The organism is Phaeodactylibacter xiamenensis (assembly GCF_000759025.1).
Lineage (GTDB): Bacteria > Bacteroidota > Bacteroidia > Chitinophagales > Saprospiraceae > Phaeodactylibacter > Phaeodactylibacter xiamenensis.
Genome location: NZ_JPOS01000012.1, coordinates 204,919 through 220,990, shown reverse-complemented (window position 1 = coordinate 220,990; position 16,072 = coordinate 204,919). Strand labels below are relative to the sequence as shown.

Annotated in this window: 11 protein-coding genes; 8 read left to right on the top strand and 3 right to left on the bottom strand. The window is 49.6% G+C overall.

The genetic code is table 11. The annotated features are described in order from the left end of the window. Positions 1-56: 56 nt before the first annotated feature. Complete coding sequence (locus tag IX84_RS04545; protein ID WP_044216900.1) at positions 57-1,550, top strand: tetratricopeptide repeat protein; 1,494 nt, start codon at positions 57-59, stop codon at positions 1,548-1,550. Positions 1,551-1,555: 5 nt separating this feature from the next. Here IX84_RS04545 and IX84_RS04540 read toward each other — a convergent pair whose 3' ends face one another. Further along, on the bottom strand, positions 1,556-2,326 hold the full coding sequence (locus IX84_RS04540; protein WP_044216899.1) for a DUF547 domain-containing protein: 771 nt from the start codon (positions 2,324-2,326) through the stop codon (positions 1,556-1,558). Between the two features lie 66 nt (positions 2,327-2,392). Continuing rightward, positions 2,393-3,394: a transporter substrate-binding domain-containing protein gene (locus IX84_RS04535; RefSeq protein WP_052515761.1), complete on the bottom strand. Its 1,002-nt coding sequence runs from the start codon at positions 3,392-3,394 to the stop codon at positions 2,393-2,395. Positions 3,395-3,599: 205 nt separating this feature from the next. On the opposite strand from IX84_RS04535, the gene IX84_RS04530 reads away from it, so the two are divergent. The 4 genes from IX84_RS04530 (at position 3,600) to IX84_RS04515 (ending at position 11,116) form a co-directional block, all read left to right on the top strand. Next, positions 3,600-6,956 (top strand): SusC/RagA family TonB-linked outer membrane protein, encoded by a 3,357-nt coding sequence (locus IX84_RS04530; RefSeq protein ID WP_202965204.1) that lies wholly within the window; start codon positions 3,600-3,602, stop codon positions 6,954-6,956. Positions 6,957-7,031: 75 nt separating this feature from the next. Then, a complete protein-coding gene (locus tag IX84_RS04525; RefSeq protein WP_044216897.1) occupies positions 7,032-8,522 on the top strand; it encodes a SusD/RagB family nutrient-binding outer membrane lipoprotein in 1,491 nt (496 codons plus the stop codon). Between the two features lie 110 nt (positions 8,523-8,632). Beyond that, positions 8,633-10,219, top strand: coding sequence for a BCCT family transporter (locus tag IX84_RS04520; RefSeq protein ID WP_044216896.1), 1,587 nt, complete (start codon positions 8,633-8,635; stop codon positions 10,217-10,219). A 3-nt stretch (positions 10,220-10,222) separates the two neighbouring features. Continuing rightward, the gene (locus IX84_RS04515; protein WP_044216895.1) at positions 10,223-11,116 is read left to right on the top strand and encodes a universal stress protein; all 894 of its coding nucleotides are present in this window, start codon (positions 10,223-10,225) and stop codon (positions 11,114-11,116) included. 2 nt (positions 11,117-11,118) lie between these two features. On the opposite strand, the gene IX84_RS04510 is transcribed toward IX84_RS04515, so the two are convergent. Continuing rightward, complete coding sequence (locus IX84_RS04510; RefSeq protein WP_044216894.1) at positions 11,119-11,946, bottom strand: ion transporter; 828 nt, start codon at positions 11,944-11,946, stop codon at positions 11,119-11,121. A gap of 406 nt (positions 11,947-12,352) precedes the next feature. Between IX84_RS04510 and IX84_RS04500 the strand changes: the two genes are divergently transcribed. From IX84_RS04500 to IX84_RS04495, 3 genes are all read left to right on the top strand, one after another. Further along, on the top strand, positions 12,353-13,108 hold the full coding sequence (locus IX84_RS04500) for a LytR/AlgR family response regulator transcription factor (RefSeq protein WP_044216890.1): 756 nt from the start codon (positions 12,353-12,355) through the stop codon (positions 13,106-13,108). A 337-nt stretch (positions 13,109-13,445) separates the two neighbouring features. After that, entirely contained in the window at positions 13,446-13,589 is a 144-nt protein-coding gene (locus IX84_RS33275; protein WP_160213662.1) for a hypothetical protein, read from the top strand. Positions 13,590-13,807: 218 nt separating this feature from the next. Further along, on the top strand, positions 13,808-15,766 hold the full coding sequence (locus tag IX84_RS04495) for a histidine kinase (RefSeq protein WP_044216888.1): 1,959 nt from the start codon (positions 13,808-13,810) through the stop codon (positions 15,764-15,766). The last annotated feature ends 306 nt before the right edge of the window (positions 15,767-16,072 follow it).

Below are 16,072 nucleotides of genomic sequence, written 5' to 3'. Positions count from 1 at the left end.
TGCGCTGCGCTGCTGATGTCCTTAATGTCTGTTATCTTTGTGCCAAACCAAATGATATGCACGCCCTCCGGTTCTCCATATTCGTTTTGCTTTTCCTGGCCACCTCCCTGAGCTGCGCAGCGGGCAAGTATTTCCATTTCACTGCGGATGCTAAAACCGCCTATGAAAAAGCTACTGACCTCCGGTTTGGAGAAGCCTATGCCTTGCTGGCCAAAGTACGCCTGCAGGAACCGGATAATCTCATAGTACACCACATTGAGAATTATATCGACTTCTTCAAGTTGTACATCAATGAAAACGAAGAGGAGTACAAGCAGCTAAAAGTGAAGCGCGATCGCCGGCTCGCCACGATTGTGGAGAAGGGCAATCCCAACTCGCCTTACTACCGTTTCGTACAAGCTGATATCCGGTTGCAGTGGGCCCTGGTGCGCTTACGGTTCGAAGACTACCTTGGCGCTTTTACAGAAGTGAGCAAAGCTTATAAGCTCCTGAAAGAGAATGAAGCCCTGTACCCCGACTTTATGCCCAATAAGAAGGACCTGGGCATCCTTCATGCCATGGTGGGTACTATTCCGGATAGTTACAAATGGGGCGTCAAACTGCTGGGCGGGCTGGAAGGTACTATCGAAGAAGGGCGGCGCGAAGTGGAAACGGTGCTGAAGTACGCGGAGGCCCACGACTTCGTTTTTGAAAAGGAAACCAAGGTACTCTACGCGCTGCTGTTACTGCACCTCGAAAATAAGGGGGATACCGCATGGCAGGCCGTCAACAAAGCGGGCCTTTCGCCACGGCGAAGCCCTTTAGAATGCTTTGTGATGGCGCATGTGGCTATGCGGACCGGTCGTAATGATCAGGCCATAGAGCTGTTGCAGCTGTACCCGAAGAGCGGCGCTTACTTCAGTTTCCCTTACCTGGACTATATGCTCGGGCTGTCCAAGCTTCGCCGGCTGGACCGGGATGCTGCCCCGTACTTCAAAGCCTACCTGAGCGCCTACAACGGGCGGAACTTCATTAAGGAAACCTACCAGAAACTCGGCTGGCAATCTCTGATCAATGGCAACGAAGCAGGCTATAAAAGGCATATGCTTAATTGCATTGCCCATGGCTATTCGGTAGCCGGGGGCGACAAAAATGCCCAGCAGGAGGCGGAATCCGGCATCGTACCGAATCTCGACTTACTGCGCGCCCGCCTTCTCTTCGACGGAGGATATTTCCAAAAAGGCTACCAATTGCTGGCCAAACAAGCTACAGATAGCTTTAAAGGTGCCCATGAGTTGGAATATTTCTACCGTCTGGGCCGGTTGCTGCATGGCATGGAGCGATATGAGGAAGCCTTACAACACTATCAGCTGACTTTGGACAAAGGAGCTGACTCTCCCTGGTTTTACGCTTGCAATGCCGCCCTGCAAATGGGCATTATCTACGAAGAGCAAGGAAAGCGCACCCAGGCAAGGGCAGCCTACGAGCGCTGCCTGGGCCTCAAGCCCGAAGAATACCGCGTTGGCCTTCATCAAAAGGCCAAAGCAGGCCTTACCCGTTTGGAACAGTAAGGTTTCTATTGTTCATTCAGGCTCCAGTCGTACTCAAGGTAGGAAACTTCTGCGTCCGCGTTGATCTCTACCGGCGCATACCGATTGATGTACTCGATAATTGACATTCCACCCGCTTTGAAGTCGCCACCGTACCAGGTGAAAATTTTGGATAGCTTCGCGGAATTTGGGCTCACCTTATTCTTGCTCTCGTCGGCAAGGAAGGCTTCGGCTGCCTGTGTGAGTTGGTCATCGAGTGTTTCAGGCGTATAAGCCCGGTTGTGCAGTTTGGGGCAGGACCGCGCAGCACAATTGACTGCAAAATGGATACGGGGCTCCTCAAATTTTGGGCGGATGATACCGTGCTCTATGTTATTCAGGTCATAAGTCTGCCCCTCGATTTCAATAAACTTGATATCCCAAACGGTATTCACGAAGGGTATGCCGTTTTTGATGTCCTTTATACTTTCCACAGGATAGTGGTCGGCCACCAATTTTACCGTAAAGGCATTATAGGCATTGATCCAGTATGCCAGGCGCTCGTCCCGGGACCAGTGCTTGTCGTTGGGATGGTGCTGCCGCAGCAGGTCTAAATAGTTGTTCAGGCGTGCGCTATCGGCAATGAAGCCCTGATAGTCGACTAACCCCTCTGCGGTCACGTGCTTTTGCAAAAGGCTGTCCCAGATGCGGTGGTCAATGGGCTTGGAATCAGAAGCATAGTCGCTGACTTTACAACCGCTAAGCAAGGCGGCAAATACAAATAGCAGGCAATAACGCATGGACGGTTTTATTTTCATAACGCGTCCTTTAGGATAAAGTTAGCACCACTTTATATCGGCTCCTCTGAAATGTCCGGTCCGGGACTATTCTTCCTTCAAATCATACTCTGAAAGGATCGCCTGCCATCGGCTGCTTTCCAGTACGCTGAGCATAATGGGGTTAATCCGGTCAGCCAAAGCACTGCCTTTGGGCAGGCCGTAGCTGTAGTACTGTGTATTGAAGCGGTAGGGGAGAACCTGTAGCTCTGTGCGGTTGCCGCTAAGGATTTCGTACTTCAGGATGGGCTCGTCGTATACAAAAGCATCAATCTCTCCGGATTCGAGTGCATCCAGGCCTGCCTGTACATTATTGTAAGGCCGGGCAGGCACATAGTTGTCTTCGAGGAACCGAAGGCTGGCTGAAACCGCCACAGAACCTACCTCATGCTGCCGCAATTCCTGTAAGCTTTCAATGTCGCCACTCAGCTGATTTACCGTTAGGGAAGAAGCGATACTTGCCGTAAGGCCGGAAATGATAATAATGGCCGTAAACATCCACACCAGCGCGACAATCCTGCCGCCAAGTGAGCGTGGAGATTTGTCGCCGTAGCCTACCGTCGTCATCGTGACGGCCGACCACCATATGCCTTCCCACATGCCCTTCCAGCCATCGGGGAATTCCTCCGGGTTGGCCTTGCGCTCAAACAGCCACGCAATAAAGCCAAAGATAAAAATGACAATAAACAGCACAAAAATTGCCTTTATAAAATTCACAGAGAAGAATTTTTTAACAAAAGCCAGGGCGCTATGCAAGCCGCTGCTGCTGTGTGTAGCCACGGCGGAAGAAGAAACGAAAAACGGCTGCGTGAATTCCATCCGTTCTATGCGGCTGCTGGTGACGGTCAGCGGATTAATGGCTATATCAAGCTTTCCGGCCTCCAACTGATCCAGCATGTCGCTAAGGGTGAGTTCCTGTAATTCGTAAGCCTGCCCGAGTTCAGATGCCACCTGCTCCCATAGCCAGGCGCTGATGCCCTCAAAGTGGTTTGTACTTTTTTTAAACAGGAAAGGTGGAGATTCTTTTACGCCTACCTTTAATATTGACAAGCTATCTAAATAAAGGGTGTTTTTTGCCCATTTATAGCAGATAAAAAGGAAAATGTGAATATTAAGTACGTAATAATGTGCTTTTTTGTCATTTATTTTCGATTTTCGTGCCCAAAATAAGCAATACGAGTTTCTAAGTTAAATAAAAGTAGTGTGTTTAGCACACTGCTTGGTCCATGTTTATTCTTAATTAAACATTAGTTTTATGAATCGTACTTTACAAATGACTCGCCACTTCCTTGGGCTGGTCCTGCTGTTCGTATGCAGTAGCACCATGCTGGCACAAGCGGGTGGGAGAACCATTACCGGTACTGTAACTGATAATGAAGGGGAGCCTCTAATTGGTGCCAACGTTTACGTGAAAAAGACGATAAAAGGTACCGTGACGGATTTCAACGGCGCCTATGAGCTGCCGATCGCTGAAGATGCGGAAGTCCTCGTCTTTTCCTATGTTGGCTTTAGCACTAAAGAGGTTGCTATTGAAAATGGCAAAGATACCTACGACGTTGAGCTGAGCTCTCAAATTGAGCTGGACGAAGTAGTGGTAACTGCCCTTGGCATCGAGCGGGAAGAGAAAGCCCTGGGCTACTCGGTCCAAAAGCTGGGTGCTGAGCAAATCGCAAAAGTCAAGCCGACCAACGTCACTAATGCTCTGGCGGGTAAAGCCTCCGGTGTATACGTGACAGGTAGCTCCGCTGGCCCAACCGCATCTTCCAATATTAACATTCGGGGCGCAGCATCACTGTTGGGCAATAACCAGCCACTATTCGTAGTCAATGGTATTCCAATTACCAACGATCTGTACAGCTTCGATGATGGCCTTAACGGCTCTACCACCATCGACTTTGGTAATGCGGCACAGATCGTCAACCCGGATGATATCGCTTCCATTAATGTACTGAAAGGGCCAGCCGCATCCGCACTTTACGGCTCACGCGCCGCAAACGGTGTGATCCTGATTGAGACCAAGACGGGTAAAGATGCTCAGGGCTGGGGTGTGGAAATCAACTCCACAACCATGGCGCAGACCATCCTCAAACTGCCTAACTACCAGAATGAATTTGGCTTTGGTGGCGGTGGTAAGTACAGCTATATCGACGGTACCAACTACATCGGTGATAAGGAATACTACGAAGCATACGGTGAGAACTGGGGCCCGCGCATGAACGGGCAGCTGATCAAGCAGTTCAACTCCGATGGGCAACCTGCTCCGTTTACGCCAGCTGAAGACAATATCCGCAACTTCTTCCGTACGGGCATTTCCAGCATCAATAACATCGCGATCAACAATAAATCAGAGGATGGCGATTTCCGACTTTCCTACACGAACACCTCTAATCGTGGGATCGTACCTAATACCAACCTGCAGCGTAATACATTTCAGACGAGCATTGGCCGTCAGCTCTTTGACGACCGCCTCAATGTGCGCCTGAATGCCATGTACGTGCGCTCCGGCTCTGATAATGTGCCGAACTCCGGCTACGATGAGTCTTCTTCCGTGATGTACGGCTGGCTCTGGTACCCGCGGCAGGTAGCTATTGACGACTTGCGCGACTACTGGGAGCCTGGCCTCGAAGGCGTACAGCAGCGCTATGTGGAGGACCTTTGGGTAAACAATCCCTGGTTTGTTGCCAATGAAAATACCAACAGCTTCAGCAGCAACCGCGTCATTGGTAACCTGCAGCTGTCTTATGAACTGAATGATAACTTTGATATCCGCCTGCGCTACGGTGCAGATGTAGTAGATGATGAGCGGGCCTACCGCCGGGCACCTTCCACCAAGGCCACACCGGGAGAGAATGGCAGCTATCGCGAGGATGAAATCTCCTTCACAGAGACGAATGCTGAGGCACTGATCGGTTATCATACCGACCGGAGCAACGGTTCCCGCTTCGCACTTGATGTAAAGCTTGGTGGCAACATCATGCGGCAAAACGCCAACTTCCTGGTCGCCAACAACCCGGAGCTCAAGTTTGCAGGTACGAGCGAAAGTATTTACACCCTTGCCAATGCTCGTTCCGGTGTTTTGGTAGAGTCTCAGAAGACCACTACCGGTATCAACAGCTTGTTTGGTATCGCGACCATTTCATTTGACGATTTCCTTTACCTCGATGCATCGCTTCGGCAGGATTGGAACAGTACCTTGGTGAACCCTGAACTGGGTATTGATGGATCAGATTACGACTTCCTGTACCCTTCTGTTTCGATGAGTGCTGTACTGAGCGAAAAGCTCAACCTTGGTGCTAATTCTGCCCTCTCCTTCCTGAAGCTGAAAGGAGCATACGCAGAAGTCGGTAATGGTGCACCGCCTTATTCGTTCGGTAACACCTTTACGCCACAGGCTGCCTTTGGTGCCACATCGGTTTTCACAACCAACCGCACCGTAGCCGACCCGGACCTGACCAATGAACGTACCCGGGCTATCGAAGTAGGTGTGGATGTTCGGTTCCTGAATGATCGCCTGCGTTTGGACGCGACATACTACAACATGCTTAGCTTCGATCAGGTGATCACCCTGCCTGTTGCGGCAACAAGTGGTTACGACTTCAGCCTTACCAACGGTGGTGAAATCCGCAACGAGGGTATCGAGCTGATGCTGAGTGCCACACCGGTACAGCGCCGCAACTTCAGCTGGGACGTGATGCTGAACGTAGGCCACAACCGCGCTATCGTGGAAAGCCTGCCGGACATTATCACCAGCGGGCGTTACAGCATTATCGCCGATGTATTCCCCGGGGATGAAGGTGGCGCAGACCTGGAGTACGTTGCTGAGGAAGGCGAATTGCTCGGCCAGCTTTATGGCCTTGGTTTCCAGCGGGTGGAAGGCGGTCAGTATGATGGCCAGATTATTCACGAAGACGGACTGCCACTGCTCACAGAAGAGAAAGTGTCTGCCGGGTCTTTCCAGCCGGATGCCCGTATCGGTATCTACAATACCTTGAACTTTGGGAACATCAGCTTTGGCTTCCTGTTTGACGGCCAGATAGGCGGTAACATCTACTCCCGTACCCATGCGCTTATGAATACCGGTGGTACAATTACCAACGAGGATGACCCACACCTTGACCTGCTCACAACAGAGGGCCGTACGGTCTACAGTGTAGACTACGATGCCAATGGCGCCCCTGTTTACACCCTTGAGCAAGCCGGGGGGGTAATAGGGCCAGGTGTGAAGAACATCGGTACGGATGAAAATCCGGAATACGTGCCTAACGACGTACCCGTAGAGCCAGGTGGAGCCGGCTACACCGGTTATTTCTACAACTACTACGGTAACGGATTCAACCGTGACAATATTGAAGCCGCAACTTACGATGCTACCTATGTGAAGCTCCGTGAGGTGAGCCTTTCTTACCGCATCCCATCAGGTGTGCTGGAATCGGCAGGCATCGCCAACGCCAGCATCTCACTTGTAGGGCGCAACCTGTTGCTCTTCACCAACGTGCCATCTATCGACCCGGAGACCTACTCCATCCGGAATGGCTTGTTTGTGAATGGCTTCGAAAGTACGCAGCTGCCATCTGTAAGAAGCTTCGGTTTCTCTCTTAATCTGGGCTTCTAAATAAAAAGCTTGAAACGCATTCGGGGGAGGAAGGGCTTTCCTGCCTCCCTATTTTTCAAGACAAAAAAGACATTTATGAAATTTTTCAAATCTATATCACTCCTCTTAGTGCTGGCCGGGCTGTTCCTGGTTTCCTGCGAGCAATTTGATGAGTTTAACGAAAACCCGAACGAGCCGACGACGGTTTCTCCCGACGTGCTCATGGCTTCGGCTATCCGAAACAGTGTGAATACCACCACTGAAGAGTCTTTCCTCCTGGGCAATAACATCGCGCAGCTGAGCGCCAAGACCCTCCGGAATGAGGTAGATGCTTATAACTGGAACGCTTTCCCAACCGTATGGGAAGGGCTCTACGGCAGCCTGACTGATGTGTATGCTGTGGAAGAAATTGCGATTGAATCGGAGAATGCCCACCTCGAAGGTGCGGCAGTCGTCCTGCGCAGCTGGATTTTCTCCGTACTGACGAACGCTTATGGCGATGTGCCTTACTTCGAGGCCATTAGCGGGCTGCAGGATAATTTCACACCGGTGTATGACCCGCAGCCTGAAATCTACGCGGACCTGCTGAGTGAGCTGGAGCGCGCAAGCAATCTGTTGTCCTCTTCCAACGGCGGCTCTATTGCCGGCGACCTGATCTTTAATGGCGACGCTTCCAAGTGGCAGAAGTTTGCCAACTCCCTGCGTTTACAGCTCCTGATGCTGGCCAGTAACCAACTGGATAACGCAGCAGCTGATTTTGCAGCTATCGCGGATGGTGGCAATATTATGGAAAGCAACGACGACAACGCTACCCTGACGTACCTCAACGCTTTCCCGAATCAGTTCCCGCTGATCCCGCTGAAAACAGGGGACTTTGATGCGGTGGCAATTAGCTCCACCCTCGTAGCCCACCTGACAGATTACGATGACCCTCGTCTGTTCCGCTATGCACGTCCGGACAACGATATGTACACCACGGAAGGCGCTTTTAATGGTGCGGACAACGGCAACAATACCGAAGACTGCAGCAAGACAGGCTCACGCCTTGGCGCTGCGTACTATGTAGATGCTGCTCAGACAACAGCTGCCGAGCTGGGTATCGACCTGGCAAAAGGCATCCTGATGACTTACGCCGAGGTAGAATTCCTATTGGCAGAAGCAGCTGCCAAAGGCTGGATATCCGGCGACGTGGAAAGCCACTACCGCAATGGTGTTGCTGCTTCTATGGAGTACCATCAGGTAGACCTGTCCTCTACGCAGTGGTCTTCTTTTGAAGACTTCTACGACAATTCTGGTGCAGCCTACGAAAAAGTCACAGACATCTGGGAGCAGAAGTGGGTCGCTTTATTTTTCCACGGCTTGCAGCCCTATTTTGAGCTGCGCCGCTGGTACCATGAAAGTGGCATGAGCTGGGATGGTATCCCGTTCCTCAACCCGCCCTGCGCCAATGTCAATGATGACGAACTGCCATTGCGTTTCCTCTACCCTGGTCAGGAGATCAGCTTGAACGAAACAAACTACAACGCCGCAGTAGACCGTCTAGGCGGCTCTAACTCACAAAACGCTGCAATGTGGCTGGTGCAGTAGGCATACTCATTGCAAAGCATTGAACAAAGATGCGTGTGTGCCACCTCCGTTATGAGAGGTGGCACACTTGTGTTTTGGGCAAGTTTTTAATCATCGCAACCAACAGGTTTATGTCTAAGAAGTATTTTGACATCCACGCCCCGGTATTTTACCCTTCGGCAATTATCATCCTGATTTTCATTGGGCTGACGCTGGGGATAGGGGAGCCTGTGGAAGAGATCTTTTCAAAAACCACTGCCGGGATCACCACTAATGCCGGGTGGCTGCTGGTGCTGGCTGTTAATATATTCCTGGCATTTTCGCTCTACTTCGCATTCAGCAAGATGGGGAAGATTCGGCTTGGCGGCCCCAAGGCCAAACCTGACTTCAGCACCTTTGCCTGGTTTGCGATGCTTTTCTCTGCGGGCATGGGGATCGGGCTGCTCTTTTTTAGTGTGGCAGAGCCTATTCTTCACTATTCCAATCCTCCGCGTGGTGCCACCAATCCTGCTACTGCCGCACAGGATGCCATGAAGTTTACCTTTCTGCACTATGGGCTGCATGCGTGGGCTATCTATGCAATAGTGGGCATGTCCCTTGCCTTTTTTACCTTCAATAAGAAACTGCCCCTGACGCTACGCTCGGTATTTTATCCACTTTTGGGTGACCGTATTCACGGGCCTATAGGGAACATTATTGACGTAGTAGCCGTGGTGGCCACGTTGTTTGGGCTGGCTACTTCCCTTGGGTTTGGGGTGCAACAGGTTTCGGCTGGTCTGGCCCACCTGTTTGACACGCCGGATACGGTTTCCATGCAGGTCTTTTTGATCGCTGCGATTACGGGTGCAGCTACGGTATCTGTTGTATTGGGGCTCGACAAAGGCGTACGGGTGCTCAGCGAACTCAATATGCGCATGGGGCTGATTTTCCTGATTGCCATGCTTATCCTGGGGCCTACCGTTTTTCTGATGGATTCCTTTATTCAGAATACCGGCGCTTATCTGCAGGAGCTGATTTCCATTGGTGCCTGGACGGAGTCCTATGCCGGTACCACCTGGCAGCACGACTGGTCTGTATTTTACTGGGCCTGGTGGATCTCCTGGTCCCCATTTGTGGGGATGTTTATCGCCCGGGTGTCGAAGGGGCGTACGGTGCGGGAGTTCTTCCTGGGCGTACTGCTCGTGCCATCTTTACTGACGTTTTTGTGGATGTCTGTTTTTGGGGGGTCTGCCCTTTTTCTCGAGTTGAATGGAATAGGAGATATAGCCACGGCTGTGAATGAAAATATAGCTACAGCCTTGTTTGTACTATTGGAAGAGTATCCGTGGAGTTTTGTCACCTCTATTATTGGTATCTTGCTGGTGACCAGTTTTTTTGTGACTTCTTCAGACAGCGGTTCGCTGGTGATTGACAGCATCACTTCCGGTGGCAAACTGGACGCGCCAGTGGGGCAGCGTATTTTCTGGGCCCTTTCGGAGGGCGCAGTGGCAGCCACCCTGCTTTTAGGAGGTGGTTTGAAAGCCCTTCAGACCGCTGCGATCTCTACCGGTCTGCCATTTACGCTATTGCTATTTGTAATGTGTTACAGCTTGTACAAAGGGCTGTCCAGGGAGTTTGAAGATATGCAACAGCAAAAGCAGCTGAAGGAACGGGAATCCTACCGGCAGGTTTTATCTGAACTCATTGCCAAGCGGCAGAAAAAAAATAAAGTCGATTAGCCTATGGTTGCCTACAAATCAATATTATTAGGTCTGGACCTTACGGATATGGACCAGGTTATGCTGCGTTACGCCCGGTTTCTGTGCGAAGCGCTTCCGGGCGTTGAGCAAATCTGTTTTCAGCACAATATCCGTTTTGACTATCCTGAAGAAGCTGAATCTCTTCTGGAAGAGCTGGAGCGTCCGCTTTCGGAGCTCATTGGTGAAGAAATTGAAGAAAACATTGATACTCACTTCCTGCAGCAGAATAGCGGCAAGATGCCAGATGTGGATTGGGAAGTTATGGTCACAGAAGGCAGCTCTACTGCTCAGGAGATTGTAAAAACCGCTAATGCCCAGGGGGCGGAGCTGATCGTAGTCGGCAAAAAACTATCCTATCAGGGCTCCGGGCAGGTGGCCGAAAAAGTCCTTAGGCAGGCTTCTTTGAAATCAGACCTGCTGGCTGTGCCGGAAACGGCTCCGCACCATATGGAGCGTATCCTTGTACCGATTGATTTTTCTCAGGTGTCCAGGCGGGCTCTACTGGCAGGCAAACGGATTAAAGATTCGGTAGAGGGCGTACTGACGAGCCAGCATGTATATACCATTCCGATGCACTATTTTCCCTTCATCCCGGTTCAGGGGTTCCGGAAGTCTATGAAAGAGGAGGCAGAAGACCAGTATAAGCGTTTTCGGCGGGGGCTGCCAGAGCCACTGCAGGACACTTCCTGTGTTTTTACGTACAGTGAGGACCGCACTACGGCTCAGGCGGTATACGATTTTGCTATTCAAAAGAGTAAAGACCTGGTGATCATCGGGTCCAAGGGGCGCAGCAATATTCCGGCCATGCTGCTGGGCAGCACAGCCATACAATTACTGAACTTCGATTTCCATATCCCGGTATTGATTGTCCGGTAAACTCAGGGGTTCAGTTGCTCACCGCAGTATTTGCAATGTATGGCATCATGATCGTGCCCTTCCTGTCCACAGTAGCGGCAGGCCTGAGTATTGGCCTTGCCGCTCTTGTACTCTTTGACAAACTCGGCGGAGACGATGCCGGTGGGTACCGCAATAATGGCATAGCCCAGGATCATGACAACGGCCGAGATCAATTGGCCCAGTTCCGTACGGGGGGTGATATCGCCGTAGCCAACGGTAGTAAGGGTAACTACAGACCAGTAGACACCCCGGGGGATGCTGGAAAAACCTTCGTTGCTCCCTCCTTCAATGAGGTACATCAGTGCGCCAATGATAATCACGAGCAGGGAGACGAAAGTTAGGAAAACTGTTATTTTAGCCCGGCTTGCCCGCAGCGCCTGTATGATAATATCTCCTTCGTTGATGAAGTGCGCCATTTTGAATATCCGGAAAATACGGATGAGCCGGAAGGCCCGGATAATCAGGAAATACTGGGCTGTAGGCAGAAACAGCGCCAGGTAGGATGGCAAAATAGCCAATAAGTCGATAATGCCGAAAAAGCTGGTTGCGTACTTCATGGGCCGAAGCACACAGTAGAGGCGCAGCAGGTATTCTATGGTGAAAAAGACGGTGAAAACCCATTCCACTACAGTGAATAAGGTTGCATACTGGCGTTGGAGGGGCTCTATACTCTCCAGCATTACTGTCAATACGCTAGCGGCAATAAGGATCAGCAGGATGACATCAAAAGCTTTCCCCTCGGGCGTATCTGCTTCGAAGATGATCTCATGAAGTTTGTCCCGGAATGTGGAAGATTCAGGCTGCGGCATGTAATAGTGGCGTTAATGCTTGCCGTTAAATTAGGGCTTATTGAGTGATTTTGAAAATGGAACAGGAGCATCTGCTCATCAACCAGGTGCTGAAAGTTAGTTTTTGGAGTATAATCAGGCAGGAGTGCCATGGCCAAAATAAAGGGCCATGGCACTCTGTTACCGGTATTATCCGGATAGTCGCAGCGCAAATCCCTAACAGCGAGCAGGAAATAAGTGCCAGCTATAATTTATATTGCGAAACCTATAATCTATCTTTGTAAAAGTTATTTGTTGTGTCAGGCCCCCTTTTTTTAAGATTAATACGCCACAATTTTAAATTGGTGTAACAATTAATCGAAAATAGTCGTATATTTGAAAGTGCATTTGGGGCTGTTAGTATTTTAACTGCTAAAACAAAATAGCCTTGTTCAAAGCCATAATAATTGAAGATGAAGCCAAAGGGCTGAACAACCTGAAAAATCTGCTCAAAGAGCATTGTCCTCAGGTGAACGTTATTGGAGACGCAGGTTCGATTAGCGAAGGTGCCGCACTTTTAGAGGAGGAGTCTCCGGATGTGGCATTTTTGGATATTAGTTTGCCGGATGGTCTGGTTTTCCAGCTACTGAACCAAATTCGTCCCATTGACTTTGAAGTAATATTTGTAACAGCGTATGAAGAATATGCTGTCAAGGCTTGTGAATACAGTTCGATAGGCTACATACTTAAGCCTATTGACCCGGATGCGCTTAAGGAGGCAGTCTCCCGCATACATTTGCGGCAAGACTCAGAAGTAGAAAAAAGGCTGGACTTATTTAACAGCTACTACAATAATCCGAACGCTTTCACTAAGATGAGCATCTCTGCTCTGGATGGTATCTATTTTGTGAACATCGCAGATATCGTCCGTTTCGAAGCAGAAGACAACTACACTCATATTTATCTTAAAAGCGGAGAGCGCATAACAGCTTCAAAGACCATCAAGGCCTACGAAGATTTGTTGGCACCCTTCAATTTCTATCGAGTCCACAAACGCCACGTGATCAACCTAAATTTTATGCGGAAGTTCGTCAAGGGAGACGGTGGCTACCTCGTCATGGATGATGATATTCAGATAGAAGTTTCCCGCCGCCGCCGACCAGCTTTCATGGAAAGAATGAAAAGGTTGCAAGAGGGGCTCTAAGCCTGTCCTGCCATTGCCGCTCACTATTGAGCAACAGAACAGACACCACTCAAATTCAACCATTACGTTTTGTAGCGGTTGAGGTCCTTGTATCGTTGTAATAGGATTCCCATAACAGATCTACACAAAACACTTAACGATTTACAAACGCATAAGCACCTGTCTTGTCTGGTGTGAAGAGCAATCACATAGGAAAGCCGTCTATGCAAGATATAAATATATCAAGCTTACGGCCACAATGCTTCGGTGCATTGGATTGTTTTTTTACTTTTACGGACGCACAGGCAAGTGATAATGCTTATGTTATTAAAAGCCCGTGCAGAAAATCTAATTTACTATGGGAAGATCAAAGAAGAACCTCGATGACATCAAGAAGGAGCTAAAGTCGATCAAAAAAGAGGATATGAAAAAGATCGTCGGTGGTAAAAAGGGTAAAAAGAAAAATTGGAATAAAGGCTGTGGCGGCATAGTCCCTCAGTAATTTTCAAAATATTTACCCCCTTCTGGAGATGGCTATACCTATTCACTTAGGCATAGCCATTTTTTATATTTGTCTTCTGTTGAAATTGTTCTGAAACATTCCGAACTTACGAAGATGAACCTCTAAACTGGTGTGCCTGCATTTTAGGTGCCCTATTGGAATTTACCCCTTTTGATAACCACTCCTTATAAGGTTATCGCAACCTACATTTCTTTACTATGTTTATCGAAGCCTCCGAACAACGTGTCGTTAATGTACAGCAGCTGGAGAATAAGCTCAACCTGCAACCGGACCCCAGGCAGCGGCTGGTGCTGCTGGATAAGCTGATCGCCCATTACGTGTTTTCCAATATCGAGCGTGCCGAAGAACTCCTCGGGGAGCTTTACAAAATACTCCGGGATATCGAAACGCCCGATCTGCTGCTGAATTACCACCTCTACGAAGCTACGATCAAAAATCAGATGTACGACTACGACGAGGCAGAGTTCCATTATCAAACTGCGATGGCTATGTTGCAGGAACGAGGAACGGTGAACCAGCAGACAGAAGTCTATATTGACTATGCCGGCCTGTGTATCAATAAGACAGACATGGAGCGGGCGCACGATTACCTGACCAAAGCGGGGAAAATCCTGAAAACCTTTCCGAGTGAACGCCTGAAAGCCCGACTTATATGCCGGGAAGGGTTCCTGCAGCTCCACTACGGTAACTACTCTAAAGCCATCGAAATGTTGCTGCAGGCTGATAAGATGATCACCATGCTTCAGTCGCCGTTGGATTTGAAGGATTATTACTTTCTCACGCTCATCCATTCCGGGCTGGGACAGATCTATGAAGGCAACGACGAGCCTGAAAAAAGTATCCGTGCACGCCGGAAGGTGGTGGAAATGTGCGAACAGATGGGCATTCGTACCCGCTTGTCCTGGCACTACCTGAGTGTCGGTAAAAGCTACATGGCGCAGGGGGAGCAGGAAAACGCAGAAGGCTTCTTCCGGCTTGCATTGGAAAATGCGGATGACGCCAGCGAAGATGCGCGTGCCAATGCCTATGCCAACCTTGGCTTCTGCTATATGGAACGCGATCAGTATCAAAAAGCACTTGAGCTGTTCGATCTTGCTCATGAGGTCTATTCACAAAAGCCGGAAAAAAACAACAAAAACTTTTCCAACGTAGCCCTGTGGCGGGGAGAAATCTTCCAAAAACTGAACGATGCGGAGCAATCCCTGAAGCAGCTGGAAATGGCACTCCATTTTGCGGAAAAAACAGAGGATTACCAGCAAATCGCCAATATCTGTAAGGAACTGGCCGCCTTTCACGCCCGGCATTCGGACTATAAACTGGCTTATCAGTATCAGTGCAAGCACGATGAGTATATAGAGCGCTATCATAAAGATGTGGACCAGCGTAAACAGCGCGAAGTGGAAGCCAAATATGAGGCGGAAAAGAAGCGGCAGGAGACTGAATTGCTTGAGCTGAAAGCCACGCGCCTGCAGCTAAAGGCACTGCGCGCCCAGATGAACCCCCACTTCATGTACAATGCCCTGAACTCTATTCAAAACTACATCACCTCTCACGATGTGGACTCGGCCACAAAATACCTGGCCAAGTTTGCCCAGCTCATGCGGCGAAGCCTGGAGTACTCAGATTTGGAAGTGATTTCTCTGGAGGATGAAATTGAGTTCCTGGAGCAGTACCTCGTTATCAATGAAAAACTCCGCTTTGAGCATAAGCTGAGCTACGAAATCATTATTGATGAAGAAATAGAGGAAGACATCCTCTGTGTGCCTACAATGATCATTCAGCCTTACGTTGAAAATGCCATAGAGCACGGACTGCGTACCCGGGAGAACGGGCTGATCAAAGTATTCTTTTTTCTGTTTGATGAGCAAACCATCTTATGCCGGGTGGAAGACAATGGTATTGGCCGGGACAGAGCACTACAGCTTCAGATGAATGACCCCCGCTATCAGAACCACCGCTCCCGGGGGACAAGCATTACCGAAAACCGGCTTCGCATCCTACACAATAATAACGCCCAGAAAGAGGAGGTCTTCGTGCATACGCATGACCTCAGAGACTCCGAGACCGGCCTGCCTTTAGGTACCCGGGTAGAAATCAAGATTCCTATCCTTGAGATCAAGGTCAGCCCATCGTCCCAGTCTGCCTCCTCTTTATAGGCTGCTTCCTCCCGTTAGATAATTTAACCCTGCCATTAACTGGCCCAAACGGACCGTACCCGGAAAGGTGCTTCCAAAGACATATGCAAAACCTTATCTTGCTAACAGTTTTCTCATAGTATGTTTGTTTGAACCTCCTGCACCCAACACCGGTGCAGGTTTTTTTATGCCATTTTCTATCCCAGCTGCACCTTAATCTCCTCCAGCCTTCCCGCTTTCTAATTGCCCCTCTGTTCACCTATTAGCTTTTCTTAAATTTGACCGTGTAGTTTTCTCATAGTATGTTAGTGCTCCTACATTCAGTCT

Coding starts and splice junctions, on each gene's coding strand:
- IX84_RS04545 (WP_044216900.1), top strand. CDS start 57: ATGCACGCCCTCCGGTTCTCCATATTCGTTTTGCTTTTCCTGGCCACC.
- IX84_RS04540 (WP_044216899.1), bottom strand. CDS start 2,326: ATGAAAATAAAACCGTCCATGCGTTATTGCCTGCTATTTGTATTTGCC.
- IX84_RS04530 (WP_202965204.1), top strand. CDS start 3,600: ATGAATCGTACTTTACAAATGACTCGCCACTTCCTTGGGCTGGTCCTG.
- IX84_RS04525 (WP_044216897.1), top strand. CDS start 7,032: ATGAAATTTTTCAAATCTATATCACTCCTCTTAGTGCTGGCCGGGCTG.
- IX84_RS04520 (WP_044216896.1), top strand. CDS start 8,633: ATGTCTAAGAAGTATTTTGACATCCACGCCCCGGTATTTTACCCTTCG.
- IX84_RS04515 (WP_044216895.1), top strand. CDS start 10,223: ATGGTTGCCTACAAATCAATATTATTAGGTCTGGACCTTACGGATATG.
- IX84_RS04510 (WP_044216894.1), bottom strand. CDS start 11,946: ATGCCGCAGCCTGAATCTTCCACATTCCGGGACAAACTTCATGAGATC.
- IX84_RS33275 (WP_160213662.1), top strand. CDS start 13,446: ATGGGAAGATCAAAGAAGAACCTCGATGACATCAAGAAGGAGCTAAAG.
- IX84_RS04495 (WP_044216888.1), top strand. CDS start 13,808: ATGTTTATCGAAGCCTCCGAACAACGTGTCGTTAATGTACAGCAGCTG.